The sequence below is a fragment of the Kosmotoga arenicorallina S304 genome, assembly GCF_001636545.1.
GTDB classification, from domain to species: Bacteria; Thermotogota; Thermotogae; order Petrotogales; family Kosmotogaceae; genus Kosmotoga_B; species Kosmotoga_B arenicorallina.
Genome location: NZ_JFHK01000015.1, coordinates 83,559 through 109,825, shown reverse-complemented (window position 1 = coordinate 109,825; position 26,267 = coordinate 83,559). Strand labels below are relative to the sequence as shown.

31 protein-coding genes and 1 other RNA gene are annotated in these 26,267 nt (G+C 43.2%); 5 read left to right on the top strand and 27 right to left on the bottom strand.

What is annotated here, in order from left to right; genetic code table 11:
• Nucleotides 1–158: 158 nt before the first annotated feature.
• The gene (locus AT15_RS07085; protein ID WP_068347857.1) at nt 159–1,388 is read left to right on the top strand and encodes a glycosyltransferase; all 1,230 of its coding nucleotides are present in this window, start codon (nt 159–161) and stop codon (nt 1,386–1,388) included.
• Between the two features lie 5 nt (nt 1,389–1,393).
• On the opposite strand, the gene AT15_RS07080 is transcribed toward AT15_RS07085, so the two are convergent.
• The 4 genes from AT15_RS07080 to AT15_RS07065 are packed head-to-tail and all read right to left on the bottom strand — an operon-like array spanning nt 1,394 to nt 5,498.
• Nucleotides 1,394–2,521 (bottom strand): ROK family protein, encoded by a 1,128-nt coding sequence (locus tag AT15_RS07080; protein ID WP_068347856.1) that lies wholly within the window; start codon nt 2,519–2,521, stop codon nt 1,394–1,396.
• A 22-nt stretch (nt 2,522–2,543) separates the two neighbouring features.
• On the bottom strand, nt 2,544–3,380 hold the full coding sequence (locus AT15_RS07075) for a carbohydrate ABC transporter permease (protein ID WP_068347854.1): 837 nt from the start codon (nt 3,378–3,380) through the stop codon (nt 2,544–2,546).
• Entirely contained in the window at nt 3,377–4,261 is an 885-nt protein-coding gene (locus AT15_RS07070; RefSeq protein WP_068347853.1) for a carbohydrate ABC transporter permease, read from the bottom strand. The genes AT15_RS07075 and AT15_RS07070 overlap by 4 nt, the downstream gene beginning before the upstream one ends.
• A complete protein-coding gene (locus AT15_RS07065; RefSeq protein ID WP_084251591.1) occupies nt 4,251–5,498 on the bottom strand; it encodes an ABC transporter substrate-binding protein in 1,248 nt (415 codons plus the stop codon). Before AT15_RS07065 ends, AT15_RS07070 begins: the two co-directional genes overlap by 11 nt.
• 191 nt (nt 5,499–5,689) lie before the next feature.
• On the opposite strand from AT15_RS07065, the gene AT15_RS07060 reads away from it, so the two are divergent.
• Nucleotides 5,690–6,307, top strand: a complete 618-nt coding sequence (locus tag AT15_RS07060; protein WP_068347851.1) for a deoxynucleoside kinase — start codon at nt 5,690–5,692, stop codon at nt 6,305–6,307.
• A 10-nt stretch (nt 6,308–6,317) separates the two neighbouring features.
• Nucleotides 6,318–7,304 carry a S66 peptidase family protein gene (locus AT15_RS07055; RefSeq protein ID WP_068347849.1) on the top strand — a complete coding sequence of 329 codons (987 nt, stop codon included), beginning with the start codon at nt 6,318–6,320 and terminating at the stop codon, nt 7,302–7,304.
• On the opposite strand, the gene trxB is transcribed toward AT15_RS07055, so the two are convergent.
• From trxB to glnA, 11 genes are all read right to left on the bottom strand, one after another.
• Nucleotides 7,301–8,266 carry a thioredoxin-disulfide reductase gene (trxB, locus tag AT15_RS07050; RefSeq protein WP_068347847.1) on the bottom strand — a complete coding sequence of 322 codons (966 nt, stop codon included), beginning with the start codon at nt 8,264–8,266 and terminating at the stop codon, nt 7,301–7,303. The genes AT15_RS07055 and trxB overlap by 4 nt on opposite strands.
• Before the next feature lie 16 nt (nt 8,267–8,282).
• The gene (pdo, locus tag AT15_RS07045) at nt 8,283–8,930 is read right to left on the bottom strand and encodes a protein disulfide oxidoreductase (RefSeq protein WP_068347844.1); all 648 of its coding nucleotides are present in this window, start codon (nt 8,928–8,930) and stop codon (nt 8,283–8,285) included.
• A 61-nt stretch (nt 8,931–8,991) separates the two neighbouring features.
• Nucleotides 8,992–9,537, bottom strand: a complete 546-nt coding sequence (locus AT15_RS07040; RefSeq protein WP_068347842.1) for a hypothetical protein — start codon at nt 9,535–9,537, stop codon at nt 8,992–8,994.
• Nucleotides 9,538–9,541: 4 nt separating this feature from the next.
• Nucleotides 9,542–10,468: an SPFH domain-containing protein gene (locus tag AT15_RS07035; RefSeq protein WP_068347840.1), complete on the bottom strand. Its 927-nt coding sequence runs from the start codon at nt 10,466–10,468 to the stop codon at nt 9,542–9,544.
• Entirely contained in the window at nt 10,465–10,926 is a 462-nt protein-coding gene (locus AT15_RS07030; RefSeq protein WP_068347838.1) for an NfeD family protein, read from the bottom strand. The genes AT15_RS07035 and AT15_RS07030 overlap by 4 nt, the downstream gene beginning before the upstream one ends.
• A 13-nt stretch (nt 10,927–10,939) precedes the next feature.
• A complete protein-coding gene (locus AT15_RS07025; RefSeq protein ID WP_068347836.1) occupies nt 10,940–11,791 on the bottom strand; it encodes an MBL fold metallo-hydrolase in 852 nt (283 codons plus the stop codon).
• A gap of 1 nt (nt 11,792) precedes the next feature.
• Entirely contained in the window at nt 11,793–12,248 is a 456-nt protein-coding gene (gene rplI, locus AT15_RS07020; protein WP_068347834.1) for a 50S ribosomal protein L9, read from the bottom strand.
• A 48-nt stretch (nt 12,249–12,296) separates the two neighbouring features.
• Nucleotides 12,297–12,524: a 30S ribosomal protein S18 gene (rpsR, locus tag AT15_RS07015; protein WP_068347832.1), complete on the bottom strand. Its 228-nt coding sequence runs from the start codon at nt 12,522–12,524 to the stop codon at nt 12,297–12,299.
• A 23-nt stretch (nt 12,525–12,547) separates the two neighbouring features.
• A complete protein-coding gene (gene ssb, locus AT15_RS07010) occupies nt 12,548–13,000 on the bottom strand; it encodes a single-stranded DNA-binding protein (protein WP_068347830.1) in 453 nt (150 codons plus the stop codon).
• Nucleotides 13,001–13,002: 2 nt separating this feature from the next.
• Nucleotides 13,003–13,461: a 30S ribosomal protein S6 gene (rpsF, locus tag AT15_RS07005; protein WP_068347829.1), complete on the bottom strand. Its 459-nt coding sequence runs from the start codon at nt 13,459–13,461 to the stop codon at nt 13,003–13,005.
• Nucleotides 13,462–13,600: 139 nt separating this feature from the next.
• Nucleotides 13,601–14,923: a type I glutamate--ammonia ligase gene (glnA, locus tag AT15_RS07000; RefSeq protein ID WP_068347826.1), complete on the bottom strand. Its 1,323-nt coding sequence runs from the start codon at nt 14,921–14,923 to the stop codon at nt 13,601–13,603.
• A gap of 164 nt (nt 14,924–15,087) precedes the next feature.
• Here glnA and AT15_RS06995 point away from each other — a divergent pair, with 164 nt between their 5' ends.
• Both AT15_RS06995 and ffs read left to right on the top strand, forming a co-directional pair.
• The gene (locus tag AT15_RS06995; RefSeq protein WP_068347824.1) at nt 15,088–16,404 is read left to right on the top strand and encodes a hypothetical protein; all 1,317 of its coding nucleotides are present in this window, start codon (nt 15,088–15,090) and stop codon (nt 16,402–16,404) included.
• Nucleotides 16,405–16,449: 45 nt separating this feature from the next.
• An RNA gene (gene ffs, locus AT15_RS06990) (signal recognition particle sRNA large type) lies at nt 16,450–16,711 on the top strand.
• A gap of 8 nt (nt 16,712–16,719) precedes the next feature.
• Here ffs and AT15_RS06985 read toward each other — a convergent pair.
• From AT15_RS06985 to gatA, 12 genes are read right to left on the bottom strand one after another with little or no spacing between them, the layout of a single operon-like run.
• On the bottom strand, nt 16,720–17,187 hold the full coding sequence (locus tag AT15_RS06985; RefSeq protein ID WP_068347822.1) for a hypothetical protein: 468 nt from the start codon (nt 17,185–17,187) through the stop codon (nt 16,720–16,722).
• A 7-nt stretch (nt 17,188–17,194) separates the two neighbouring features.
• Entirely contained in the window at nt 17,195–17,653 is a 459-nt protein-coding gene (locus AT15_RS06980; protein WP_068347820.1) for a DUF523 domain-containing protein, read from the bottom strand.
• Entirely contained in the window at nt 17,650–18,501 is an 852-nt protein-coding gene (locus AT15_RS06975; protein WP_068347818.1) for a M23 family metallopeptidase, read from the bottom strand. Before AT15_RS06975 ends, AT15_RS06980 begins: the two co-directional genes overlap by 4 nt.
• Nucleotides 18,498–18,932 (bottom strand): diacylglycerol kinase family protein, encoded by a 435-nt coding sequence (locus AT15_RS06970; RefSeq protein ID WP_068347816.1) that lies wholly within the window; start codon nt 18,930–18,932, stop codon nt 18,498–18,500. Before AT15_RS06970 ends, AT15_RS06975 begins: the two co-directional genes overlap by 4 nt.
• Nucleotides 18,929–19,531, bottom strand: coding sequence for a 2-oxoacid:acceptor oxidoreductase family protein (locus AT15_RS06965; protein WP_068347814.1), 603 nt, complete (start codon nt 19,529–19,531; stop codon nt 18,929–18,931). Before AT15_RS06965 ends, AT15_RS06970 begins: the two co-directional genes overlap by 4 nt.
• Before the next feature lie 5 nt (nt 19,532–19,536).
• Nucleotides 19,537–20,364 carry a 2-oxoacid:ferredoxin oxidoreductase subunit beta gene (locus tag AT15_RS06960; RefSeq protein WP_068347812.1) on the bottom strand — a complete coding sequence of 276 codons (828 nt, stop codon included), beginning with the start codon at nt 20,362–20,364 and terminating at the stop codon, nt 19,537–19,539.
• Nucleotides 20,351–20,878, bottom strand: a complete 528-nt coding sequence (locus AT15_RS06955; protein ID WP_068347810.1) for a deoxycytidylate deaminase — start codon at nt 20,876–20,878, stop codon at nt 20,351–20,353. Before AT15_RS06955 ends, AT15_RS06960 begins: the two co-directional genes overlap by 14 nt.
• Nucleotides 20,875–21,336: a ferritin-like domain-containing protein gene (locus tag AT15_RS06950; RefSeq protein ID WP_068347808.1), complete on the bottom strand. Its 462-nt coding sequence runs from the start codon at nt 21,334–21,336 to the stop codon at nt 20,875–20,877. Before AT15_RS06950 ends, AT15_RS06955 begins: the two co-directional genes overlap by 4 nt.
• Nucleotides 21,320–22,465, bottom strand: a complete 1,146-nt coding sequence (hemW, locus tag AT15_RS06945; RefSeq protein ID WP_068347887.1) for a radical SAM family heme chaperone HemW — start codon at nt 22,463–22,465, stop codon at nt 21,320–21,322. The genes AT15_RS06950 and hemW overlap by 17 nt, the downstream gene beginning before the upstream one ends.
• Nucleotides 22,466–22,468: 3 nt before the next feature.
• Nucleotides 22,469–23,296, bottom strand: coding sequence for a hypothetical protein (locus tag AT15_RS06940; protein WP_068347806.1), 828 nt, complete (start codon nt 23,294–23,296; stop codon nt 22,469–22,471).
• The gene (gene gatB, locus AT15_RS06935) at nt 23,293–24,738 is read right to left on the bottom strand and encodes an Asp-tRNA(Asn)/Glu-tRNA(Gln) amidotransferase subunit GatB (protein WP_068347805.1); all 1,446 of its coding nucleotides are present in this window, start codon (nt 24,736–24,738) and stop codon (nt 23,293–23,295) included. Before gatB ends, AT15_RS06940 begins: the two co-directional genes overlap by 4 nt.
• Nucleotides 24,731–26,170 (bottom strand): Asp-tRNA(Asn)/Glu-tRNA(Gln) amidotransferase subunit GatA, encoded by a 1,440-nt coding sequence (gene gatA, locus AT15_RS06930; protein WP_068347803.1) that lies wholly within the window; start codon nt 26,168–26,170, stop codon nt 24,731–24,733. The genes gatB and gatA overlap by 8 nt, the downstream gene beginning before the upstream one ends.
• Between the last annotated feature and the right edge of the window lie 97 nt (nt 26,171–26,267).

Genomic DNA, 26,267 nt, shown 5'->3' with positions numbered 1-26,267 from the left:
TTCTGCAATATATTCATCATTTAAATGCCCAAAATGAAAAGTTCAACATAAATGTGTAGCATAAACATGAAAGACACGGGATTTTTCCTGATAATTTGTTCATACAATGAATAAATGAGGTATAATTATTTTTGAGAGCATAAAAAGGAGGGAGAAAGATGGACATAGTTCGCACTGGTACAAAAAGACTCAAAGATTACAGGGAGATAATCCCCCTTATTGAATACGAAAAAATTGCGAAGCTCGGTGAAGAGCTTAAAGGGCTCAAAGTACTGCATATAAACGCAACAGCCTTTGGTGGCGGTGTTGCTGAAATCCTTCATACACTCGTACCCCTCATGAACGATGTGGGATTATCAGCTGAATGGAGAGTCATTGCCGGCTCTCAGGAATTCTTTGAGCTTACCAAGCGCATGCACAATGCTCTTCAAGGAAAAGAGGACGATCTAAGCGAAAACGATATTAACCTGTTTAGAAGTATCACAAAAAAGAATTCCGACATCGATTTTGGAGAATACGATGTGGTAGTGATTCACGACCCGCAGCCTGTTGCTCTTCCGGAATTTGTCGACAAGAAAAATGCGAAACTTGTTTGGCGCTGTCATATAGATACTTCAACCCCTAACAAGAAATTCATTTCTTTCATAGATTCCTTTATGAAACACTATGATGCAGGGATTTTCACCCTGAAACGATACGCCGGGCAGTTATCTGTTGAAAGGCTCTATGAGATTCCTCCTTCAATTGACCCTCTGAGTGATAAGAACAGAGAGCTTGGTGAGGAAGAATTTAAGAGAGCAATTGCTAAGTTGAAAATTGACCCTGACAAGCCGGTTATTACACAGGTTTCCCGATTTGACCCGTGGAAAGATCCAAAAGGGGTGGTAGACACATACCGGAGGCTTAAAAAGGACTATCCGGATCTTCAATTGCTCCTGATAGGTTCCATGGCCACTGACGACCCTGAAGGCTGGGAGGTATACGAGGACCTTCTCAGATATGTAGGAATGGATTATGATATCAAAGTGCTTACCAATTTGAACGGCATTGGAAATATAGAGGTTAACGCAGCACAGAGAATAAGTGAAGTTGTTCTCCAGAAGTCTCTTCGTGAAGGCTTTGCGCTAACTGTAAGCGAAGCATTGTGGAAGAATACGCCTGTAATAGGCGGCAATGTAGGTGGAATACCTCTTCAAATAGTTCACGGAGAGAACGGATACCTGGTCAATAGTGTTGGCGAAGCCATTGAATACACCGGTACGTTATTGAAAGATCCTGCACTTCGCGAAAGAATGGGTAACAAAGGCAAGGAAATTGTTAGGGAAAAATTCCTCATTACCCGCCATTTGAAAGATTATCTCGTGCTATTCAGGGATCTTGTACGTTAAGCTGATTACTTCAATTTTTCCCTTATATAGTGCCTCAGTGCAAGGAAAGCAGCTCCGCGTTGCCAACCTTGCACTGATTTTACCAATCTTATTTCGGGCAAATATCCCCATCCTTCTGGAATCTGGGCGAGTATTTCTGACTTTATCTCGTCGAAGATCCACTTAGACACAAGGCCTTCTCCGCCTATCCATATTAGAGAGGGCCTTAAAAGGAGAGAGATGTCGGAAATTGCACAGCCAAGTTTCCTTAGCACAGGTTTATAAAGCCCCCTCCCTTTCCCCGCTTTTGCAGCACTTCTTATCTCTTTTATCTCTTCTCTGTAATCCCCGAACTTCTCAACAAATTCTTTGATTGAAGGCTTATTTCCTATCAGAGAGTATTCCGAAGCCACGGTTTCTATACAGCCTTTTCTGCCACAATAACATGGAGCACCGTCGGGGTCAGCTGTCATATGCCCCAGTTCAAAGGTGCTTTTTCCATCGCCGCTGGTAAGGATATCCTCCCCATCGAAAAAAGAAGCTCCTATCCCAACACCGAAGGTAACGGTTAAAGAGGTTCGGTCAAAAATACCGGACTCTACCATCTGACCCACATGAAGCGCGTCGACGTCGTTAAATATCAAGAAATCCAGCCCTCTGGCTTTCAACACTTCTTTTAAATCAAATTCCTTCAAATTGAGTATGGGGGAGCTGAATATTTCTTTCTCTTTCAGGTCCACCGTGCCGGAAACTGCAAATCCCATTGTCAGAGGTCTGTAGTTAAGAATCAGATTTTGCATTTCCCGCACAATGTTTTTTTCAAGGTTATCTGTATTGTCAAAGGGAATCACTATTGATTCCACTTCGGAAAGCGAAAAATCAAAAACGGTAGCATTTAGAGATTCGCGGCCGATCTTTATACCCATCACATTGCCGTATTGCGGGTTCAAAGATATCATCTGGTTGGGCCTTCCGCGACCATAAGAAACATTTTTTATATTTACCATGCCGAATCTAATCAAACTCCTGAGCAAGTAACTGAGGGTGGAATTCCTCACCCCAACTTTTTTTGATAGGGTTTTTCGAGAGACTTCTTTTTCGATAAACACCTGTTCAAGCAACCTTGTGAGGTTATCCCACCTTATTTCATCCACTCTCACATTATCACCAACTTTTCTATTTTATCGTCCAGCCAACCATTCCCTTTACATAATACCTCTGAAGCAGCAGGTAAATCAAGATGGGTACTATCATAACCATTATCGAAGCGGCGGACAGAAGCCCCCAATCGACGTGGTAAACGCCTCTCATTAAAGGCACCCGCTGGGTCATCAGCAATTTGTCAGGCGAATATATGAGAATGAGAGCCAGGAAGAAATCACTCCACACCCAGGTGAATTGCAATGCCGACGCTGATGCAATTGCGGGAAAGATATTTGGTAATACAACGCGATAGAATATTTGAAAATCGCTCGCGCCATCTATTCGCGCGGCTTCCTCGATGGATATCGGCATTGTTTTGAAATAGTTCCGCATGAAAAAGGTGATCCATGGAATTCCCCAGGCTGTGTGAAGCAATATCAATCCCAGATAAGTATCAACCAACCCGAGATTGCTCATCATCTGAAAGATAGGCACGGCAATCATTTGCTGTGGCAAAGCGAGGGTTAACACAACGGCAATTATAAGCCCCTTTCTAAGAGGAAAATGGTACCTGGAAATACCGTATCCCGCCAGGGTAGCTATAAAGAGCGGCAGTATTGTTGCCGGCAGAGCTATAATCAAAGAGTTTTTCAGCCCTACAAGCAGAGGAGCGGTAGGATGGTTCAAAGCGTTAATGAAATTGCTGAACGTTGGATGGAATTCCTCAAAATGCCACCACCCGTTTATTACTTCATCAAAGGGTCTCATCGCTGTCATTAATATCCCTATTACAGGCAAAATCCATATAAGGCCTATGAACCACGCAAATATATTCAAAAATATTTTCGCCCACATTCTTCTCTTTGTCATTCAGCCTCATCTCCCGCAGATTTAATCATAGGCACAGCGGCTACAAGTGTAGATAGCGTTATCAAAACAGCAACTACTGCTGCCTTACCGAAATCCCATTCTCTAAATCCATACATGTACATCTGCAACGCGAGAACGTTAGATGCGCCTCCGGGACCACCCATTGTCGCAACATACACGATATCGAACACTTTCAATTCCCACAGGAGCGTCATTGTTACAACCACAACGGTAATTGGCTTTAGAAGAGGAATAGTTATTTTGAAAAACATCCTCACAGGCGACGCGCCGTCTATTTGGGCAGCTTCATAGTATGATTTTGGTATTGTCTCAAGACCCGCTGAATACAAAATCAGGCTGAACCCTGCCCATAGCCAGACTGAACCAAATATCAACGCTGGCAGGGCAGTTTCAGGATAAGCAATCCATGTCTTGGTGGGTATTCCGAAAATGCTGAGAATCATGTTGACTACCCCGACATTCTCTTCAAACATGAACCGCACCATTATGCCACCGACTATCATAGGCATTACCATACCCAAAAAGATGATGGATTTTATTATGGCTCCACCTTTTATATTTCTCAGGATAACCGCAAGAAAAAGCCCTAAAAAGGTTGTAAGGGGCAAATGAATCGCTATCCACATTAAATTGTGTATAAGAGCCCCAAAGGGAAAGCCTCTCTCAAATCCTCTGGGGTCTACGACATCGTTGCTTGTAAGCACCTCTTTGTAGTTGGAAAGGGTCAGCTCGCCATCTTCCCCAACAAAACTCAAGGTAATGGTTCTGATGGTGGGATATAAAACAAAAGCTGCAATTAGAACAGCAGCGGGTACTATAAACATCATAAGGTGTTTAAGGCGTGCTTTTCTAAGAATCATGGCTATCTCCCCCTTTAATGTCCTTAAACATATAGAAGGCCCCCATAAAGGGGCCTTCTATTGCGGTTATGAAAAACCATTTAGGCATTTTTTCATCAAGTGCCATGAGTACGTCGTCAAGTCTCTCTGGCCTTACCCAGAGAAGTTTCAGCTGATCCCAGAAAGCGGGTTGCCAGAGTCCGCCAATGGAGTCGTCCAGGTCATTAAGAGACTGGACACCAACAAGAAGTTTCGCAACTTCTCTGTCAACAGTGGGGTAAGATGCTTCGGAAACCCCAAGAACAGTGGCTATATGACCGCCCTGGGCAACCTGTACACTTTGACCTTCGGCACTTGCCAGGAATGCCACAAATTGCTTTGCTTCGTCAATGTTCTTTGAGAATTTGGGAACAAAGGCGTAGTCAATACCGAAAACCATACCTTGATTTCCCGGTAGGCTGAATACACCCAGATCATCGGGGTCATCTACCATACCGGTTATCCAGCTTCCCATGAAGTAGAGACCGTATTCGCCATTCCACCACTGTTTGAGGATGGTGGTCCATTCAACAGGTTCGCTGAAAAATCCCTGCTCCAGCAAGAAGGCAAGCTTTTCCATTGCCTTTCTTACAGTGTAGCTCTGCCAGCTGATGTTTCCTTCTATAAGGTCTTTCTGAAGCTCAGGGCCACCGAAAGTTATAAGAAAATGTTCGGTAACGTCTGAGAGAGGCCAACCAACACCGTCACCGCTTGCGATAGGCGCTTTCAATCCGGGAACCTGTTTCAGATATCTCAGCAAGAGTACAAATTCATCCCAGGTTTTTGGTGGCGTAAGCCCGTGCTTTTCAAAGAAAGACTTTCGGTACCAGAATCCGGGCTTCACTTTTGCAGTGTAGGCAAAGCCATAGATTTTGCCATCAAAGGTAACGTTGTCGAGGGCACCTGGCAGATAATTGGAGGGCATTACAACATCTGAAAGCTCTACGGCGTTTGCTGTGTTCTTTGCGAGGAAGGATGTCCACATAAATATGACATCTCCGGGCGCTTTCCTTGCTGCAAATTGTGCTGGCAAAATGTTTGCAAGGTCTTCTGCGCGATAGGTTTTGTACTCCACCTCTATCCCTGTTTTTGCCTCAAAAGCTGAAATGACAGGCAGGAATTTGTCCAGTTCCGCGCCAGACCATGGAACGATTACCGTGATTTTAGCAAAAGACAGTACTGTTAGCAAAATCACCGTAAGAACGAGCAGCTTTTTCATGCTAACACCTCCTTGAAATAGTATAAAAGAAATAATAATAATGATGCACCGTAATAAATATACTACAAAACGCATATTAAATTCAAGCCATGAACTAAGTGTTCTATAAAAATATTATCATTTCTTTATTTTGTGTGCACCATTACGTGCTAAAATATTTTTCTGATGATGTTGATGTTAAGGGGGAAAAAATGGATAGCAAAATAATCGTATTCGCAGGAAACGTTGGAGCAGGCAAATCTACGCTGGCACAGGCAATAGGAAAACAACTGGGATTTGAAGTATTCTATGAATCCGTCGCTGATAATCCTTTTCTCGAAGATTTCTACCACGACCAGCGCAAGTGGGCATATCATCTTCAAACGTATTTTTTAGTTCACCGCTTTTCTGCAATCAAAGAAGCGGAAATGGAGAAGAAGAACGCGGTTTTTGACCGCTCAATTTACGAAGATGCCGCCATATTCGCGCGCAATCTCTACGAAACCGGAAAAATGAGGAAAAAGGAGTTCGAGACATATCTTCAGATGTTCGACTCAATGATGAAATATATCAGACATCCTGATCTCCTTGTTTTTGTGGATGCCGATGTTGATACAATCCTGAGCCGTATCAGGAGACGGGGACGCCAGATGGAACTGGAAGTTCCCATAGCCTACTGGCAGCAGCTCGATAATCTTTATAAGAATTGGATTAAAGAATATAATTTTTCACCAATTTACAAGATCAATGCTACAAAGGTGGACATTGTTTCAAATCCACATCAGATACATGAACTTGTAGAAGATATTAGAAATATTCTAGCTTTATAGGAGGATTTCCATGAAGAGAGTCATTCCACTGATATTTGTCATACTTGCCTTGCTGTCTTTTTCGAGGCTTTCAGCAATAAAGGAATATAAAGTAAAGACAGAGTCCAGCCCTTCTTCAAAGATGGAAGTCGCCTTTGTCACCTCACCAGCTAGGTTTCCGGACCAATATTTGTTAAAGCAAGGAATCTCGACGATGGAATCAAAGGGTCTTGAAGTAATAGAGGGTCGAAGCTGTTCCGTATTTCTCTCAGACCAGGAGAAAGCGAGAGAACTGGAAGAAGCCTTTGTGAATCCAGACGTAGATTTTATAATCGCTTCCAGAGGAGGTCATGGTTCTTTTCGACTCCTCGAATATCTAAACTGGGATAGAATAAAGCAAAATCCAAAGCCAATTGTCGGCTACAGCGACATAACCGCGTTGCTGCTCGCAATTTATTTCAAGACCGGAATGATCACCTATCATGGACCCATGGTCACCGTGGAGTTCGACAACGATGAGCAGTCTCTTGAAAATATGCTCAAGGTCTTAAAAGGCGAAAAAACAATTCACTTTGACGGAAACAGAGAGGCAATAGTCCCCGGTGTTATGACAGGGAGGCTGATCGTTGGAAACCTTTCACTGTTCAAGACACTTCAGGGGACTGAATACTTCGGGAGCTTAAAGGACGCCATTTTGGTGCTGGAAGATGTTGGAGAATCCAGAGAGTCGATTGAAAGAATGGTCTGGGGAATTGCCAATCTGAAGGAGTACAACGAACTCAGGGGAATAATATTCGCCGGCTTCACGCGTATTGAAAATGCGGATTTTGAAGAGATTGTTGAAATTCTAAAAGACCTTTTCGCAAAGGCACCTTTTCCCGTATGGATAGGGTTACCGGTATTTCATGGAGACCTTCCTAAATTGACGCTTCCCGTGGGAGCCTGGGTAAAAATAGATATGAAAAAGGGGATCATTGAAATTCTCAACGATCCCCTTCTGAATGATAATCTCTTTTAATTTTCGTCGAAATATTTCCTGGCTGCGTGTGAGATCGCAATTGCTCCATCGGCAGCGGCAGTGACGATCTGGCGCACTTCCTTTTCTCTTACGTCGCCAACAGCATACACGCCCGGGACTTCCGTCTCCATGTTTTCGTCTGTAACTATGTAACCGTATTCATTGAGTTTCAGCTTGTTTTTTAAAAATGCCGTATTCGGGGTAAGACCAATAAAGATGAAAGCTCCGGATACTTCCAGTTCTGAGAGCTCGCCAGTTTGAGTGTTTTTCAAAATCAGTTTTTCAACTTTGTCCGTGCCTTCGATTTTTTCCACAACACTGTTGAAAATGTAATCTACCTTGCCTGTTGCTTCCACTCTCTGCTGAAGGAGTCTGTCAGCAGTCAGTTTCGGGAGATTTTGGACAATTGTAATTTTTCTAGCAATTTTTGTCAGGAAAAGTGTCTCATCCAGGGCACTGTTACCGCCACCAATAACCGCAATATGCTGATCTTTGAAAAAGTGCCCATCGCAGGTTGCGCAGTAAGAAATGCCTTTTCCGATAAATTCTTTCTCACCGGGAACACCAAGTTTTCTTGGATTTGACCCGGTAGAGATAACTACAACTTTTGACGAAACTTTCTTGCCATTATCCAGAATGACCGTTTTTTTGTCATCAGCTAATTCAAGGTTTACGACTTCTGCACTGAGAAATTCAACATCGAATTCCCTGGCGTGTTCAGCAAATTTTTCTGCAAGCTCAATGCCTCCTATTGAAGGAAAACCCGGCCAATTTTCCACTTTCTCGGTGTTGTTGACCTGACCGCCTTCGAGAGCCCTTTCTATGATCAGTGGCTTCAATCCTGCCTGAACAGCGTAAATCCCGGCGGTGATACCCCCGGGTCCTCCTCCGATAATTATCACATCGTAATATTCCTTCAGCGTACTTTTTTGCTTGGCGCTTCCAAGGTCAAAAAATGCCACTGTTCATCACCTCTTATCAGAGAGCTTTTAGGACTTCTTCAACATATTGTGGTTCTGGATATGCTCCGATGAAGCTCACCTTGTCGTTAATCACTATGTGAGGAACAGAGCTCACACCGTATTCCATGGATAATTCCGGGAATTCATTCGCTTCTACCATGGAAGCGGTTACGTGTTCATTAGCCATGGCAATATTATGTGCTGTAAGAACTGCCTTTGGACAGTAGGGGCATGTAGGTGTCACAAAAACTTTGATATCAACTGGTTTGTCAATTTTTGATAGCTTTTCCAGTGATTCCGGGGAAAGCTCCGCCACAGCGTTTTTTGAAAAGCTCAGGATATCCTGTAACAGCGTCCCGAACTCATGGCCGGAAGGGATTCCGTAGAACCTGACCCCCTTGTCCTTTCCATCTGGCGTAAGGAGCACAAGCGCAGGAGCCATTTTGATGCCCAGCTCAGATGCTTTTTCAGAATCCAGTTCATGTCTTTCGAATTCAATTTGATCTGTAATTTCAGTCAGTTCTCCTATTAACCCTTCAACCGTCGAGCAATAATCGCAATTGCTGTCAGAATTGAAGAACAGAATTTTAACCTTGCCTTTCATTTCCGATAGTATTTCTTTTACCTGTTTTCTTATTTCATCGTTAAGAAGTCTTTCAGCCATTTTCTTTTCCTCCTGATCCTTTAAACTTAATACCCTCTAGGGGTATATTAACACGACAATGTTACTCGGAATTTGATAGTTTGTTTCTATCTCTTTCAACAAACCAGGTGAGGACACATATTACCGCAAAGAGTACGGAAAGCATTAAGGCCAGCGAATCTATTTGACCCGGTATTAAACGCCTGAATTCACCCAGCACAAATATGATAGATGTGGTCACAAGTGAAAAGCTTAGCACAGATTGAAGGAGCTTCCACTTTCCGAACTTAAAGATGACATTCATGAAATACTCGTGGCGAGTATATCCCATGGAAAGGAAAAAAGCCCTGAATATGTCGTCGAATTTGCTCAGGTGTTCTGATATCTCCCGGAGTATATACAGATAGGCAAAGGCAAAGAGAAAAGCATCTGTTATTTTGCTGTTAGCATTACTGGAAACCGCTGTCGTCAATAGCCCGAGAAGTGATATATTCATCATCTTAAAGCTGAAACCCGGTTTTTTGCTGATTCTGAAAAACCTGAAAACGGTGGCCACAGCAAAAGCCGTTGCCACCATTGCTATCAGAGAGGAATAAACAAATTCCAGCAAAAACTCAAAAGCGAGCATTCGATCACTTCTCTTTGGGTTTTTTCATTGTTGAAGAGCCGTCTTTCTTAAAGAGTTCAGAGACTGCTGCAATACTGCCAAGAAAACCAGAAGCTTCGTAAGGAAGGAATACTTTATTCGCTGTCCCATTCGCGATTTCCTTCAAAGTTTCCAGATATCTCACCGCAATAAGGTCATTGGTGGGTCTTCCGTCATGAATTGCCTCAAAGACCTTAATAATGGCATTTGCTTGCCCTTCAGCTTCTGCAATTAACTTGTACTTGTTCGCATCTGCAACTCTCTTTATGGCTTCAGCCTGACCTTCTGCCTTTAATATTGCAGATCTTTTATCACCTTCAGCTTTGGTGATTTGCGATTGCTTATAACCTTCTGCTTCAAGAATAACAGCCCTCTTTGTTCTTTCGGCCTTCATCTGTTTTGACATGGCATCCATAATATCCTGAGGTGGATCAATTTTCTTCAACTCAACTCTGGTAACTTTGACACCCCATTTGTCGGTGGCTTCATCTAACACTTCACGAAGTTTGACATTTATCCTTTCACGGGAGGTAAGCGTCTGGTCTAACTCCATTTCACCAATCACATTTCTCAAATTCGTCTGCGCCAGTTTAATGGCAGCTACCTCAAAGTTCCTGACATTATAAATAACCCTGAAGGCATCTGTTACTTCGTAATATATAATCGCATCTACCGTAACAATTACGTTGTCGTTTGTGATCACTTCCTGAGGCGGAACATCGATTACCATCTCACGATGGTCAACCTTGATTATTCTTTCTATAAAGGGTATAATGAAATTCAAGCCCGGTCCTGCTTCACGGTTGTATTTCCCGAGCCTTTCAACCAAGCCTTTTTCGAATGGTCTGATGATCTTAATTCCCGAAGCCGCTATGATAAGAATGACAACAGCAAGAACAATCCATATTATCATGCCTTTTCCCCCTCCTTTTCAGCCTTTGTTTCTATCGGCTTTACGTACACAGTTGTTCCTTCGATGCGCTCGACAAGAACTTCCTCGCCTTTCTTTATTACCTTCTTTGGGTCAACAGATACCGCTCTCCAGCTTTCACCAGATATTTTAACAATACCGGTTCCTTTATCTGCATCTATATCCTGAACCACTCTTGCTACGCTTTTCTTTAGTTCATCCACATAAACCTTCCTTGAGGATTCTCCCATTAACTTTTTCGCTATGGGTCGTGTGAAAATGACAAGGAATGTACTTGAGACAGCAAAAACCGATACCTGCCAGCCGAGATTCAACCCGAACATAGCCAAAATACCGGAAAGAAAAGCTGCAATAGAAAACCAGAGAAAGAAGAAGGTAGGAGTTAATATTTCAACTACGAGAAGAACGACACCAAAAATCATCCATCCAACATAACTCATGTTTTCGCCTCCCCTAAAGGACAAAGAGTTTTTCGGGGTAAACGAAGTGGATTTTCAACTCCCTATCCTCGAGTTTTTCAACAAACGCTTTGGAAAGTTTCTTTATTCTTGTCGAATAACGGCCGGAGATATGATAAAGTATCAGTCTTTTAATACCCTTTGACTTACAAACGTTCTCTACTATTTCTTCCAGAGTGGAATGATTTTGGTTCTTTCGATCCTTCCCGTTTAGAAAGGTGCATTCGTGCAACAGGGTTTCGCTGTCTTCGATGACTTCTGGAGGAAGCGCATAGCTATCACCGCTCACAGTCAGGATTTTTTTAGTAAAGTTCTCGGTGATATATTCCCGGCCATGCTTTTTTACCAATGCTACGATTTCATCAGAGTTTAGACTTCTGAATTCAGCTTTGAGTTTCTTTCTCTCTTCAATTATATGATATCCGTAGCTAATTTCCCCAGGGGTGTGCCTTACCCTGAATGGAACGAGCCAGCGCTTGAAATTCCCTGCGGTCCGTAAGAATATCTCTTCTTCCGGGTCTACCGGTTTCAATATGATTTCATATCTCAGTCTGGGATTCATGCCAATAATGAAGTCAAGATATGCCTGAATGGCTCTATTACCCCGAGGAAAGATTATCCTCAGAGGCTTCTTTCTATCGCCCATAGCTACATTTCTTGTGTTTATCAAACCCCACAAACCGGCTATATGATCCACATGACCATGGGTGAGAACTACATCTCTTATTGCGTATACACTGTTTCCGAGAATGCTTGAAATGCTTTCGCCAGCATCAAATAAAAGGCGCTCAGGATGAAAGAGGATCCAGGTTGAATAAAGCGCCTTGGAGTATATCTTAAACTCCAAATTATTCCACCTCTGAACTTTCTATTGAGACTTTTATCTTTCCCCTCACATTTCCGGGAAGTTTGATTTCAATTTCGTAATCGCCCAGCTTTTTTATGTTATCAGAGAGTATTATGTGCTTTCTATCAAATTCGATTTGCAATTCTTTTGAGATCAGTTCGGCGATATCTTTGCTGGTTATAGCGCCGAAAAGCTTTCCAGAAGAACCAGCTTTTGCCTTTAACCTGAAGTGCTTTTGAAGGAGCTTTTTTAACAGATCCTCGCTTTTTCTTCTTATCATCTCTTCATGCTTCTCTTTTTGCTCGCGCTGTGCACGGAGCTTTGCAAGTTCGCTGGATGTAGCTTCAACAGCTAATCCTCTTGGAATAAGGTAATTTCTCCCGTAACCATTTGAAACTTCTTTGAGTTCGCCTTTTTTCCCGAGCTTTGGAACATCTTTGAGAAGAATGACTTTCACTCTTTCACCCCCCGGTTAAAAAAGGGAGGCTTTCGGCCTCCCCTTTTTTTATTCCTTGGTAAATGGAAGCAGTGCCATGTGTCTTGCGCGCTTTATTGCTGTTTTTATCATCCTCTGATGTTTGGCACAGTTTCCGGTGATTCTTTTTGGAATGATTTTCCCCTTGTCTGTCATGAAGTCTCTTAAAAGGGAAGTGTTTTTATAGTCAACATAGTTGATCTTCATGCCACAAAGTCTGCATTTCTTTTTTGTTCTTCTCTTTCTTCTTTCTCTCATTTTTTATTCCTCCTCATTTCTGATTAAAATGGGATATCGTCGTCGTTAGTGTCAGCGGGTTCGCTTCCAAAGAAAGTTATGTCGTCGCTTAGGTCAGTTTTTTCTTCGGGTTCGTCTATGACTTCTGGTGTGCTTTCAACCTGTGATCTGGTTTCAAGAAATCGTATCGCATTCGCAACTATTTCAACAGTGCTGCGCGGATCTCCATCAGCTGTTTTCCATTTTCTGATCCTGAGCGACCCTTCTACCAGAACCAGCCTTCCCTTGGTCAAATAGTTTCCAGCGAATTCGGCGAGTTTCCCGAAACTAACAATCTTTATGAAATCAGTATTCCCGCTATCATCCATGCCGCTTCTCATTGGTCTATCAACGGCAAGGGTGAAAAGGGAAATCTGGGTTCCACTGGTACTGAATTTTATTTCGGGATCTCTGGTTAAGCGTCCAACAAGAACCACTTTGTTGTAGCTGATAGACATGATTATTCCTCCGCCTTTTCTTCAGGCTTTTCTTCTGTTGCAGGCGCGTCATTGGACACTTCTTCGACAGTTTCTGGAGCAGTTTCAACAATTGTCTCAACTACTTCCTCAGGAGCCTTCTCGACTTCCGGTTTTTCTTTCTTTTTCTCTTCCTTTTCAAGGTCTTCTCTCCGGAAGGTCTGCCACCTGAAAATATCAGGGGTGATGTTGAAAAGCCTTTCGAGTACGTTAACCTTTTCAGGGTCAGCGCGGAAAAGGATAAGGGTGTAATCGCCTTCCGTAAATCCTTTTCTCACACGATATGCGAGCTTCCGCATTCCCCAGCGGTCGAACTTCTCGATCTCGCCCCCGACTCTCTCTTCAATGTAGTTCTTCACCTTTTCTGCAAGGTCATTTCTCTGTTCTTCGTCAAGCTGTGGCGAGACGATAAACATGGTTTCGTAGATCCTTTTTTCAGACATTTTTTACCTCCTCCCATGGACTTATGGCCTTGTCCTCAGACAAAGCGGGAATTAACAACAATGCATTATAGCACATAACAACTTTGCTTGTCGAAACACAATGTTTCGTAAAGAATTCCTGATTTTTAACCCTTTCAGTTTAATACTCTATATATTCTGACAGTTCCCAATTAGTTACACTTTTCATGAACCTTTCCCATTCAAGCTTTTTAGTTTCGATAAACTTTTCAAATATGTGCTTTCCAAGGACTTCGCGGACAAGTATGCTCTTTTCAGTTTTTTCTGTTGCCTCTTTCAAATCCCCGGGCAAAAATCCTATTTTGCGTTTTAGCTTTTCACCGCTGTCAAGCTCAAAGATATTTCTGTCAACAGGTTTAGGGGGAAGGATTTCTTCTTCGATCCCCTTCAAACCAGCAGCCAGTATAACCGCAAGAGCAAGATAGGGATTGCAAGTAGGATCTGGATTTCTTATTTCAATCCGTGTTGCCTGTCCCCGAACCGAAGGAACCCTTATCATCGCACTTCTGTTTCCAAGAGCCCATGAGATATTCACAGGTGCTTCATAACCCGGGACTAATCGCTTGTAGCTGTTAACTGTCGGGTTAGTAACCGCGGTGAGTTCAGACGCATATTTCAAAATCCCGCCAATGAAGAAAACAGCAATATCACTTAGTTCATAGGATTTGTCAGGATCGTAAAAGGCATTTTTACCTTTCGAAAAGAGGCTGAGATGTATATGCATGCCAGAACCATTAATCCCTTCAAAGGGTTTCGGCATGAAAGTTGCCTGAATTCCATTAAGCATGGCTATAGTTTTTACAACCCATTTGAATGTCTGGATATTATCGGCTGTTTGCAATATGTCTGTATAACGGAAATCCACTTCATGCTGTGAAGGCGCTACCTCATGATGTGCCGCCTCCACTTCAAAACCCATTTTTTCCAGCGCAACAACTATATTTTTTCGAGTTTCTTCGCCATTATCAACGGGTAACATATCAAAATAACTACCCCGGTCAAGGAGTTTTATCCCTCCTGTTTTTGAATCGTTTTCCTGCCGGTTTATCAGAAAGAATTCCGGTTCAGGTCCGGCAAAGGCCTCAAACCCCATTGTTTTAGCCTTTTCTACGATCCTTCTTAACCGGTATCTTGGATCACCTTCGAAGGGTGATCCGTCAGGAAGCATTACATCACAAATAAGCCTGATGGTCTTTTCAAAATCGGATTTCCATGGCAAAAGGGAAGCAGTGCGGGGGTCTGGAAAGAGCAACATGTCGGATTCTTCAATCCTTACGAATCCATCTATAGAAGAACCATCAAACATAACGCCCTTTAACAAAGCTTCTTCAAGGCGTTTCACAGGAAGCTCGACATTTTTTAAGGTGCCGTTTATGTCCGTTATTTGAAGGCGAACAAGCTTAACCTCTTCAGCTTCAGCAAAATCAAGTGTTTTCTTTACCATTTGCTCACCCCTTTATTGTTTTTACAGGGGCTCTTCGAAGTAAAAGACCCGACTACTTTTAAAAGATTTGAAATACGAAGAGCATTTAATTCTTATAATACTATTTTGAGTGTTAAAATGCAAACAAAGTACTTCTGTTAGAATTGAGTTGTGGAGGTGGAAGTTTGAACATAAAAAGAGTTCTTGTAACTGTGAGTGATAGGGAGAATCTTCTGGAGCTTTGCAATTTTCTGAGTGCCAATGGTGCCGAAATTGTATCCGATACAATGAATTACAATTACCTTATAGAGTCGGGAATCGATGCTTTGAGATTGAAGGACTTCTTCGATGGCACACATTCAGATAGTGAAATGCTTTATCTAACAGCATCGCAAATGAACCACGGCAAGGGTGCAAATCCAGGATTTGATATGGTAATAACGAATTTCAATCGCGATTTCGACCTGGAATATGAAAGCGGTTTGAGCATTGATGCGGGAAAATTGGCTCTGGTTTCAGCTTCCATTAGAAATTATCGAGATATTGTGTTGTTGACAGATCCCGGCGACTATGAAGATGCAATAGACAACATGACTTACTGTGGCGATATTTTGCTTCAAAAGCGAAGAAGGCTCGCATTGAAAGGGTTATACAGCATTTCTTCGTACATCTCCACTGCCCACAAGGAATTCTCTCAGCTATTCGCATCTGAGAAATACGAGTACCTTGTTTTAGAATATGTTATACCTACATTCTCCGGTGGTTCTTTATATAAAATAGAAGGATATCCGGGCCTTCTGGATGAAGTTCACCTTGCAAATCCTTCGGTGGGAATTGAGGCAGAAGATGTCAACAATGCTGCCGCTTTCATGAAACTATATGACCTTCTTGGAGATGTATCTGCCTTTCTAACAAATGGAAAAGTACTTCATGCATCCGTAAATGGCCATATAAAAAGGCATTACAGCAGCCACGGAATGATGTATGCTTCCAGCTTCACCATTGATTACCCCATCATGAGAAGACTCTCTGCCCTTGGTGTTGGAACATTTTGCGGGGTTTTCAATGGCGAAGCTGTCCGATTCGCTCATGAAAACGATATCAAGATCTTTACCATCCCCGATCGAAGCGTTGTCAACCGGGCAAAAGAGCTGTTTTACAGCAGCGAAAATTATCTCGTCAAAGAAGCGAACAAAGAACTGAATCTTAACGAATTCTCAAGAGATGAAAAACTGGCTGTTGCGACTGCAATGGTCAATCCGCCTGTTTCTGGTGTTCTGTGCGATCAGGGAGAAGCAAGGGCATTGAATACGGGAATTGTCAGCGAGCTTATCACCATTATCAAAGGTATCAAATATAACTCCGGTTCTTTGCTTGCTTTGAATGTGGATCCGGTGGAAGATGAATATTTGAAACTAAAATCAATGAAGTTTAAAACTATTATGATTCCCGGCATAAAAAAGGATTACACTGATTCAATCCTTCGGACCTTTCTTAAATAGTTGCCTCTTGAAGTGAAGAGCAAATCAGGGTATAATGTAAACGCACCATGCTAGGCGGGGAGCTGGCGGTTCCCTGTACCCGAAATCCGCCATATGCGGGGTCGAAGGCCACCAGAGGCTGCCCTGGTCGGAACGCGGTGCGCTGGAGGATGTTGATGGTTGGGTCCTGCGCAACGGGAACCTGTGAACCTGGTCAGGTCCGGAAGGAAGCAGCCATAAGCGGGCTTACCGTGTGCCGCAGGAGTGCTCAACCTGAGTTCGAAAGCGTAACCGGTCCGGTCTCGGTTAGTCGAAGGTGGATGCATGGTGCTTTCTTCAATTTTCTTTCCTTTTAAGAAAAGCTATCAGAGCAAGAAAAAGCCCGCCAAAGGTAGTTCCAAGTGCTATGTATCTTAGAAAATGGGGTGTAATTTCGCGAAGTGTTCCATGGCTATCTACAAAGGGGATTTTCGCTGAAAACAGGTACAGGGATAGAAAAACCACCACTGCCAGCAAAGCGTTTGCTATTACCCAATTCCGCTTTTCCATCAAAAAGGAATACAAAGTTGCCATAGAGAAAAGTAGCAGCGCCAGGCAAAAGCCAATAAAATCCAAAACAAGCAGCATGGTTATCATTCCACCACGAATAAGGGCAAGGATATCTCCGTAATTCTGGAAAAGCAGCAGCGCTAATGAAGAGAAACCAGTTATCCATGCGCCATAACTGAGTTTCCTGTATCTTGTTTTCAGCTTTTTTTCTTCTACAAGACTTAACGTCCCTTTACTTCGTTTCTTGCTGGGCATTTTCACCTCAAGACCCGATAAGGTATTCAATTTCATCCTCTGAAAGAACTTCTATACCATTTTTTCGTAAAAGAGCGGCAGTTACCCCAACTCCCGGAACCAGAATCGAACTGAAAGTGCCGTCGTAGACATGCTGCGTACCACATGAAGGACTTCCACCCTTCAAAATGGCAAGTTCGACTTCAAAGAGCCTTGCAATTTTCAATGTCTCTTCTGCACCCTTTTCAAAGACCGTTGTTATATCAACGCCAAACTCATTTACCACCCTCGAACCCGGTACCCAGCCCTTTCCACCAATTATTTCAGCTCTTGGCCGGGGAGTGGGCAAGCCTGCAAGCTGCTCAGGGCAAACAGGAATTAAGGCAAAATCCTTCATCAGGGAAAATATGCGATAATTCAGGTTGTTCTTGCCTTTGTAATTGCAATTTATTCCGAAAAGACAGGCACTAACGAGTATTCGCTTCATTTTCCGCCTGCGTCTGTGTTCCCTTCTTCATAACCCCTTATAACGTACATCAAATCTCTTGCGGGAAGGGTTGAAAGGGGATCGACAGTTCTGTACTCATTGTCCCTAACTTCAAAATGCACATGGGGACCTGTGGCAAGACCTGTTGCACCAATTCTGCCAAGGAGCGACCCCATGAATACGCGCTGGCCAACATAGACACTTATGTGGCTCATATGGCCGTATCGCGTTACCATACCGTTGTCATGCTGTATCTCTACCATGTAGCCATAGCCTCCATTGAGCCCGGCAAAGGTCACATAGCCATCGTCAGCGGCAAATATTGGCGCTCCCATGGGTGCTGCGATGTCAAGCCCGGTATGAAAGGCGAGCTTTCCGGTTATGGGGTGTATCCGCCAACCGTAATTTGAACTTATAATCCCATAGACTGGCCATCTGAAAGGTCTTTCGATTGGTTCGTAATCATACTTGTTAACGGAATCCATTGGAATGAAAAGCTTCTGACCGGGAACTATGATATCTCCGTTCTTTATGTTGTTTGCTTTTATAATGTCCTCGACAGGAGCGAAAAAAAGCTTGGCGATATATGAAAGGTTTTCACCGCTTTTCACTTCGTACAATAAACCATCTGGCTGTGGAAATACGATCTTTTCACCGATTTTAAGGCTTTTAGGGTCTTCTATGTCGTTGAAGTCAAGGATAGTCGATACATGCAAATTGTGCTCCACAGCAATAGAATAAAGCGTATCCCCCTGATGAATGGTGTACGTTATAAGGATATAACTGAATCCAGTTATGGATACGATAACAACCGCGACTAATAGCAGGAATAAACTGCGAATGCTCACTTCTTTCCACCTCCAAAAAGGCCAAGGCCAAAAAGGAAACCATCTAATATTATACCAATAATGAACCCGGAAAATCTTGAAATGCCAAATAACACTCTACCATAGATTATTGTTGCAACAATTACACTGAACATTGAGCCAAGAAGCACGGTCCCCGCCGAAATATCTTTTACTATTTCGATTTTTCTGTGGTATTTTTCTTCCATAAAGTCCAGAACTTCTTCAACGATTGTATTTAATCCTTCAAGGCTCAGGACAAAGAAAACCGAAAACAATATCCAAAAAAACTCCCATCCCTCAAGAGGGAGAAAAAATGCAAGCAGGAGAATGAATATCCCTATTATAAATTGTACCCTGAAATTCCTCTCATTCAAAACCAGATATTTGAGTCCCTTAACGGCAAACTCAAAACTACTTAAAAAAGGCCTCATTCAAACCCTCTTATAAACTCTCTTGATTCTTCTTTTAGCGTATAAGATTTTTCCACCAGCGATATACCAAAGTCAATGGCTTCTTCGTTTAGTTTGTGATATTTCTCCTTTATATGCTTTTTCATGGCTTTTTTCAGGGCCTCCGGTTTAATTATATTGGAAGCTTTGGAAATAATACCCAGTCCTACCATGTTTGAAGGCAAAGCTGTGCCAAAACGCTCCTGAGTCAGCTTTGATATAGGTTTCATGATTATTTTTTTTGTTATTCTGAATGCTTCCTTCGGAAGGTTTGATACATACGAGCTATCTATGATGAGTATTCCGTTGGGTTTGAGCAAATTGATATGTGCATTTACTGCTATCTGGTGCATGGAGTATATAACGTTGAAATTGTTTGCTTTGGGATAGTCAATAGGTTCTTTGCAGAACAGTACATCGCAATAGGATAATCCTCCACGAACCTGTGCCCCATATGACTGGGTTTGTACTACCCATAACCCCATAGAAACCAGTGCATCAGCAAGGATAATTCCCATCAAAACATTTCCCTGGCCTCCTATACCAGATATCCTAACCGAATGTGGTGGGTGTAAGGGCATATCGATCACTCCTTCTCCGTGAAGGCCAATTTTGTCTTTAATTGCTCGTATTTCTCGTTGTAGGTTTCTTTTTCTATGTTAACGAACTCACCGATGATTATTTTTCTATCGAGCTCGTCCTGCGACATCTTCTCGGCCTTTTTCAGGGGAACCGCATTTTCCTTGAAGTAAGTGAGCATCTGCACTGGTTCAGGCATTCCGTTGTATCTACCAAAATAGGTGTGGCAATTTGTCATTATCTCAATGACTGACATCCCTTTGTGCTTGAGACCGTTCTGAATGTACTGCACTGCCTGAATATAGTGATATACGGTGCTGCGCGCCACATAAGTTGCACCCGAGTTAATAGCCAGTTTCACCGTATCAAATTGATCTTCGATATTCCCATATGGAGCAGTAGAAGCATAAGTCTCCTCTGGCGTTGTAGGAGAATACTGACCGCCGGTCATCCCGTAAATGCTGTTGTTGAAGATGATGACAGTCAGGTCAATATTCCTTCGGCAGGCATGAATGAAGTGATTGCCCCCAATAGCCAGAATGTCTCCATCACCACCCATAACCACCACTTTGAATTCCGGCCTTGAAAGTTTGACGCCGGTTGCAAAGGCAATAGCCCTTCCATGCAATGTGTGCATGGTGTTGAAATTCAAATAGCCGGTTACACGCGATGAGCAACCAATTCCTGAGATAACGGCGATCCTATCGGGTTCCAAAGATAGACGGTCCACAGCATTGACAAAGGCTTTCATTATAACGCCGTTACCACAGCCCGGACACCAGACATGGGGCATCCTATCCTGACGTAAATAAGTCAGCAGTTTAGTCGTTGACATGGCTACCTCCTTCAAGCTCGAGTTGTTCTAAAACAACACCGCATGTTTTGAGTAGAAATTCCGAAAGTGGATCGGGATAATCCCAGCTGAATACCACGCGCTTTATCCCTGCATTTATCAATATCCGCGCACATATGGAACAGGGTTTATGGGTCACATAAATTGTTGCCCCTCCCGTTGATATCCCAAACCTCGCCGCCTGTGCAATGGCGTTTTGCTCCGCATGCGCTGCATAGCAAACTTCCTGATTCTCACCGGAAGAAATGGAAAGAGCGTCGCGTATGCATTCAGTCTCATCGCAATGAGGGAAACCCGATGGGGGCTGGTTGTATCCGGTCGCGAGGATCCTGTTTTCCCTGACAATAATCGCTCCCACCTTTCGGTGGAAGCAGCTTGACCTCTCTTTTACTGTATCAGCCAGGATCATAAAATATCGATCCCAATCAAGGCTTTTCCGCTCTCCTGACCGGGCTTTGAAGTTTTTGAGAAAATTTTCGAGATCTGTCTTTTTCATTTAAGCAAATCCCTCAATATAACGACGTGCTTCTTTTCTTCCTTTATAATCTTCTTCACGGCTTCTTTAGCCTCATTATCTGCAATCATATCCAAAAGGTCGTAGTAGAATATCACAGTGTCCTTTTCTCTTTCAATGGAATATTTTACTACTTCTTCCGGGGTGCTGTTTTTAAACTTCTCTATCAAAGTGCTTGCACTCGGGAACACCTTTTGCTCGCTTAAAGTCTTCAAATATTCCGTAGCCTCGTCCCAGTTTACCAGCTCCTGAGCCTCTTTTTCAAACCTTTTTAGAAGCTCCCTGAAGGTAATTATATGTTCTTTCTCCTGAGAAACAAGAAACTCAAAAGTGGATTTCGCGCTTTCATCTTTTGCCTTTTCAGCCAGTTCTCTGTAAAACTTAATCCCCTCGTTTTCGATGTTCAATGCAATATCCAGTATTTCATGTGCCGAAAACATCGACTATCCCCTCCTTTATATCGAGAATTCTCTCGAACACAAGCCGTGAATTGTCGAGCCCATTTTCATTCAATCTAATCCGACCGTTCCTGATTATGGCAAAATCAGAAAGCTTTTCGGTCAGAGCTTCCACCAGGGCGAACCTGTATTTGCTATTTGATAAGTTCTCCAAAGAAAACCCCTCAACAAGCCTTAAGGACATAAAAAGGGTTTCAATATCTTCCTGGAGGTCATCGTTAGTCACGCTGTATACCCGCGGCAAAAGGCCTTTGCTTAGGGCATCTTCGTAGTCTTTGAAATTTTCCGTGTTAACGTATCTGTTTCTTTCAACATGCCCTCCTGCCGAGATGCCGAAACCAACGTAATTCCCGTTTTTCCAATAATTCATATTGTGCTTGCAACACATCCCATCTCTTTGCCACGAGGAGATTTCATAGCGTATATACCCCAGGGCAGATAATGTGAGCTTCACCCGGTCATATAACTGCTCGACCATCTCAACATCCGGCAACTCAATCTTACCACTACGGACGTTTTTCATCAAAGGAGTGTCATGGTCGGTGTCAAGGAAATAATAGGAGATATGCCGTGGGAACAACTCTTTGATAAGCCCGATATTCTCTTCCAGATTTTTTTCGGATTCCCCCGGAAGCCCGAGAATAAAATCCAGGTTGAGAATTTCAAAAATACTTCTTGCTGCTTTGAGCCTTTTTAACAGGTCAGAAGGAGACTCGCGGCCAACGTTTTTCAGGATATCTGCTGAAGCACTTTGAACACCAACGCTCAAACGATTTATACCCAATCTGTACCAGCTTTTAAGCTTATCCGCGTCAAGTTCCCAGGGATTTGCTTCGAGGGTTATTTCCTCAGGCGCGAAATCCGTCAACCCCTTTAATCTGTCTATCAGCTGCTGCAGGTAGTTAAGAGGATAAATTGAAGGAGAACCTCCTCCAAAGTAAAGGGTTTCCACCTTGATGAGAGGGTTATTCTTGAACCAAAGTTCCATCTCTTTCAGCAGAAGACGTTGATATCTTTCTATCAGTTCATGATCTTCTTTGATTTTTGCAAAGTCGCAGTAATGACACAGCCTTTTGCAAAAGGGGAGGTGTACATACACACCTGCTTTCATCATTCAGTTCACCATTAATCCAAGGAAAAATTCATCCAGTGTAAAGTTTTCAAAGCCAAGGCCAAATATTAAAAGGTTTTTTCCGCCAGGTGTTCTGAAGCTGAGTTTCGTATTCACCCCGTCAGTTTTGACGAACATCTTTATTTCCCCGGTAAAGTTCCCGCTTTCCAGGGATACCGGGAAAACCCAGTGTGCCGAAAGCCCCGGTGCTCTTTTGCTGAAGTCATAGCACACCCCTCCACCGTATCCGAGCTCCCCCAAAGAGCCTATGGTAGCTAAGTCGACTCCCAGGTTCAATATTCCGCCGTTAAGGCTCAACCTGAAACTTCTATTGAAGTCTTTTACAAAAACGTATGCTTTCAGATAATTGACCTTTGTGCTTTCGTCCTTTATGCTGAGCATATTCGCCCCGAGGCTCCACTTACCCAGAGGGACACGGTAATTGCCATATGAAAACCGGTGAAACTTTCCATCTGAAGCGAGCTGGATTTTATTAAAGCTCTGGGAATAGATCGGGGGTGAATAGCTGCCCTGTATCAGTGTTGTAGAAACCGAAATTCCCTCCCCGAAATACAGGCCCAATGAAAAACTTCCATCACGGGTTTTAACCTTGAAAAAGCCGGTCGAATAATCAGCCCAATTCTCTGTGTACAGGATGCCTATTCTGGGTGCCGTATTCCCCATTGCAATCCCCCAGTTCAACTTCTTTGAAAGAGGAAAGGTTACTTCCGTCTTCCAGCTTTCATCAATCAAAGAGAGATATGTTTCTCCAAAAAGAGTTAACGAAAGCACCAGAAGCAGAAGGGTTGTAATGGTTGTTATCCTCTTCATGATTCCAGAAGCCTCCTCACAATTTCATTCACAACTGCTGGATTTGCTTTTCCACGTGTTTCTTTCATCACAGCGCCGACAAAGTAGCCCATTACGTTTTTCTTCCCATCTCTATATTGTTGCACGGCTTTCGGATTTGATTCCATGGCACGCAAAACAATCTCCTCAATTAGCTTTTCGTCACTTATCTGCTCCATTCCGCGTTCTTTTACTAACTGATCGGGCGTTTTCCCGGTTTCCACCATCAGGGGGAAGAGTTCTTTTGCTATTTTGGCGGAAATCTTTCCCTGATCGAGGAGCTGAAAGAGTACCTTAAAATGCTCGGGTCCAATGGGCATTTCATCTATTGGAATCCCTCTCTGGTTTATTTCTCTCATCAGTTCCGTCATTATCCAGTTGGAGGCATCTTTTGGTTTTCCTGTTACTCTGGATACCTCCTCAAAAAACAAGCTGATTTTTACATCGGAACCGAGGACGGAGGCATCGTATTCAGGAATTCCATATTGCTGTATCAGCCTTTGAACTCTCTGCTGTGGAAGTTCAGGTAGATTTTTTCTGACTTTTTCCACAAATTCTCCGCTCAGCTGAAGCGGCGGTAAATCGGGTTCCGGGAAATATCTGTAATCGTTCTCCTCTTCCTTTGACCTCATAGATATGGTTTCACGTTTTGTGAAGTTCCATGTCCGCGTTTCCCTGTCTACATCAGTACCCTGTTCAAGGGCTTTGATAATACGCTCCCGCTCGAATTCGAGGGCCTTCTCCACGAACTTGAAGGAATTAATGTTCTTTACTTCGACCCTATTTGATGATGTCCCGGATTCCTCATCCACTACGGATATGTTTGCATCGCACCGCAACGCTCCCTTTTCCATATCGCCGCTGCATATATCAATCGCCCTGAGCGTATCGCGTAGCAATTCCATGAAAACCCTCGCTTCTTTTGGTGAAGAGATATCCGGTTCAGTAACGATTTCTATTAGAGGGACCCCGCACCTGTTTAGATTTACAAGACTTCCGCTGGCGCCAGAAATGGAATCGGCGTCCTGATGTATCATTTTACCGGCGTCTTCTTCAATGTGTATCCTTCTGATGCGGACTCTTTTTTCATTTCCGTCAAGCTTGAATTCAAGATAACCATTTTCTGCGATCGGGGTGAAGTATTGGGTAATCTGATAACCCTTTGGTAGATCCGGATAAAAATAGTTCTTTCTATCAAAACTGGAACGTAAATTGATGCTGCAATTAAATGCAACCGCCGCTTTAACAGCGTATTCAACAACAGTTTTGTTTAACACGGGCAACGCTCCGGGCTGACCCGTGCACACAGGGCAAATAGCTGTATTTGGCTCCAGCTCAAAGACATCAGCCTGACAGCTGCAAAAGGCCTTGGTTTTTGTCGATAATTGAGCGTGGATTTCAAGACCAATGATAGTTTTATACATGTAACCACCTCTCAGGAAGCTTTGCAAGCCCGTTCTCGTATGCACCTGATAATTTTTCAGCCTCTTTTGCAACAGAGAGGAGCTGAAGATCGGAAAGTCGCTTTCCCATAAATTGAACGCCCACCGGCAAGCCGTCTACGGGATCAATGGGTACCGAAATGGCCGGCATTCCGGCTAAGTTAGCTGGAATGGTATATATATCCATCAGATAATAAGTAAGGGGATCGCTAATTTCTCCTATTTTTCCTGGAAGTGTGGGTGTGGTGGGGTTCAATATGAAATCGTGTTCCTGAAGAACCTTATTTATCCTGTCAGAGATAATTCGCCTGATTTTCAGAGCCCTACGATAGTAAGCGTCGTAATAAGCGGAGCTCAATGTGAAAGTACCCAGCAAGATCCTGCGTTTTACTTCATCGCCAAAACCGATATCTCTGTTCTTCTTTATCATCTCTTCGTAGTTTTCAGACTCAACCCGCTCACCATAGCGAACGCCGTCATAGCGAGATAGGTTAGAGCTGGCTTCGCCAGGAGCGATGAGATAATATGTTGCGACAACATATTTTAAGATACCCAGCTCAATAAAGGAGACTTTTGCTCCTTTTTCAGTAAGCCGCTCAACGAATTCCAGGAATCTGGATTTAACCCTTTCATCGAGCCCTTCAAAATCCAGAGCGTCGGAAGGCACCGCTATCCTTATGCCTTTGAGATCGATTTTAGGCAGATCATTCGCCTTGAGATTAACTCCATTATTGATAGTAGTGGCATCGTTTATATCCTTTCGGGCTATCGTTTTGAAAACAGCATAGGCATCATCGACACATCTTGTCAAAGGACCTATCTGATCGAGAGAAGAAGCGAAGGCTACCAGGCCATATCTTGATACCAGTCCGTAAGAGGGTTTATAACCAACCACTCCACAAAAAGCTGCTGGCTGCCTAACGGAACCCCCGGTATCGCTTCCAAGGGCAAAGGGTACAAGCCCTGCTGCAACTGCTGCTGCACTGCCTCCACTGCTCCCACCGGGAATTCGGTTTAAATCCCATGGGTTTTTTGAGGGGCCGAATGCCGAATTCTCCGTTGAAGAACCCATGGCAAATTCATCGAGGTTTGTTTTCCCCATCAACACAGCTCCTTCAGCTTTCAGCCGAGCCGTTACTGTTGCATCATAAGGAGAGATATAATCTTTCAATATATCGCTGGCGCATGTAGTCCGGGTACCTCTGGCCAATATGTTGTCCTTCAATGCGTAAGGTATGCCGGAAAGCGAACCGGAAGAATAATTGGCTGATAAGGGAAGCACTTCCAGAAAAGCGTTTAATTCAGGGTTGAAGGCGGTTATCCTTTCGTGAAAATAGGCAATAGCCTTTCTTTTGGCATCATCTTGCAGCTCCGAAAGCTCTGCTATTTTATAATTTAGAAAATCTCTTTTCAAAGGGTTCACCTCCTGCAATTCATTTAATTCTAACACGCTTCAAAGAAATCATCAGCTGAATTATCACTGAAATAACGTTATAATTGCACCGAGGTGG

Coding starts and splice junctions, on each gene's coding strand:
- AT15_RS07085 (WP_068347857.1), top strand. CDS start 159: ATGGACATAGTTCGCACTGGTACAAAAAGACTCAAAGATTACAGGGAG.
- AT15_RS07075 (WP_068347854.1), bottom strand. CDS start 3,380: ATGACAAAGAGAAGAATGTGGGCGAAAATATTTTTGAATATATTTGCG.
- AT15_RS07070 (WP_068347853.1), bottom strand. CDS start 4,261: ATGATTCTTAGAAAAGCACGCCTTAAACACCTTATGATGTTTATAGTA.
- AT15_RS07065 (WP_084251591.1), bottom strand. CDS start 5,498: ATGAAAAAGCTGCTCGTTCTTACGGTGATTTTGCTAACAGTACTGTCT.
- AT15_RS07060 (WP_068347851.1), top strand. CDS start 5,690: ATGGATAGCAAAATAATCGTATTCGCAGGAAACGTTGGAGCAGGCAAA.
- AT15_RS07055 (WP_068347849.1), top strand. CDS start 6,318: ATGAAGAGAGTCATTCCACTGATATTTGTCATACTTGCCTTGCTGTCT.
- pdo (WP_068347844.1), bottom strand. CDS start 8,930: ATGGCTGAAAGACTTCTTAACGATGAAATAAGAAAACAGGTAAAAGAA.
- AT15_RS07040 (WP_068347842.1), bottom strand. CDS start 9,537: ATGCTCGCTTTTGAGTTTTTGCTGGAATTTGTTTATTCCTCTCTGATA.
- AT15_RS07035 (WP_068347840.1), bottom strand. CDS start 10,468: ATGATAATATGGATTGTTCTTGCTGTTGTCATTCTTATCATAGCGGCT.
- AT15_RS07030 (WP_068347838.1), bottom strand. CDS start 10,926: ATGAGTTATGTTGGATGGATGATTTTTGGTGTCGTTCTTCTCGTAGTT.
- rpsR (WP_068347832.1), bottom strand. CDS start 12,524: ATGAGAGAAAGAAGAAAGAGAAGAACAAAAAAGAAATGCAGACTTTGT.
- ssb (WP_068347830.1), bottom strand. CDS start 13,000: ATGTCTATCAGCTACAACAAAGTGGTTCTTGTTGGACGCTTAACCAGA.
- rpsF (WP_068347829.1), bottom strand. CDS start 13,461: ATGTCTGAAAAAAGGATCTACGAAACCATGTTTATCGTCTCGCCACAG.
- glnA (WP_068347826.1), bottom strand. CDS start 14,923: ATGGTAAAGAAAACACTTGATTTTGCTGAAGCTGAAGAGGTTAAGCTT.
- AT15_RS06985 (WP_068347822.1), bottom strand. CDS start 17,187: ATGCCCAGCAAGAAACGAAGTAAAGGGACGTTAAGTCTTGTAGAAGAA.
- AT15_RS06980 (WP_068347820.1), bottom strand. CDS start 17,653: ATGAAGCGAATACTCGTTAGTGCCTGTCTTTTCGGAATAAATTGCAAT.
- AT15_RS06970 (WP_068347816.1), bottom strand. CDS start 18,932: ATGAGGCCTTTTTTAAGTAGTTTTGAGTTTGCCGTTAAGGGACTCAAA.
- AT15_RS06965 (WP_068347814.1), bottom strand. CDS start 19,531: ATGCCCTTACACCCACCACATTCGGTTAGGATATCTGGTATAGGAGGC.
- AT15_RS06960 (WP_068347812.1), bottom strand. CDS start 20,364: ATGTCAACGACTAAACTGCTGACTTATTTACGTCAGGATAGGATGCCC.
- AT15_RS06955 (WP_068347810.1), bottom strand. CDS start 20,878: ATGAAAAAGACAGATCTCGAAAATTTTCTCAAAAACTTCAAAGCCCGG.
- AT15_RS06950 (WP_068347808.1), bottom strand. CDS start 21,336: ATGTTTTCGGCACATGAAATACTGGATATTGCATTGAACATCGAAAAC.
- hemW (WP_068347887.1), bottom strand. CDS start 22,465: ATGAAAGCAGGTGTGTATGTACACCTCCCCTTTTGCAAAAGGCTGTGT.
- AT15_RS06940 (WP_068347806.1), bottom strand. CDS start 23,296: ATGAAGAGGATAACAACCATTACAACCCTTCTGCTTCTGGTGCTTTCG.
- gatB (WP_068347805.1), bottom strand. CDS start 24,738: ATGTATAAAACTATCATTGGTCTTGAAATCCACGCTCAATTATCGACA.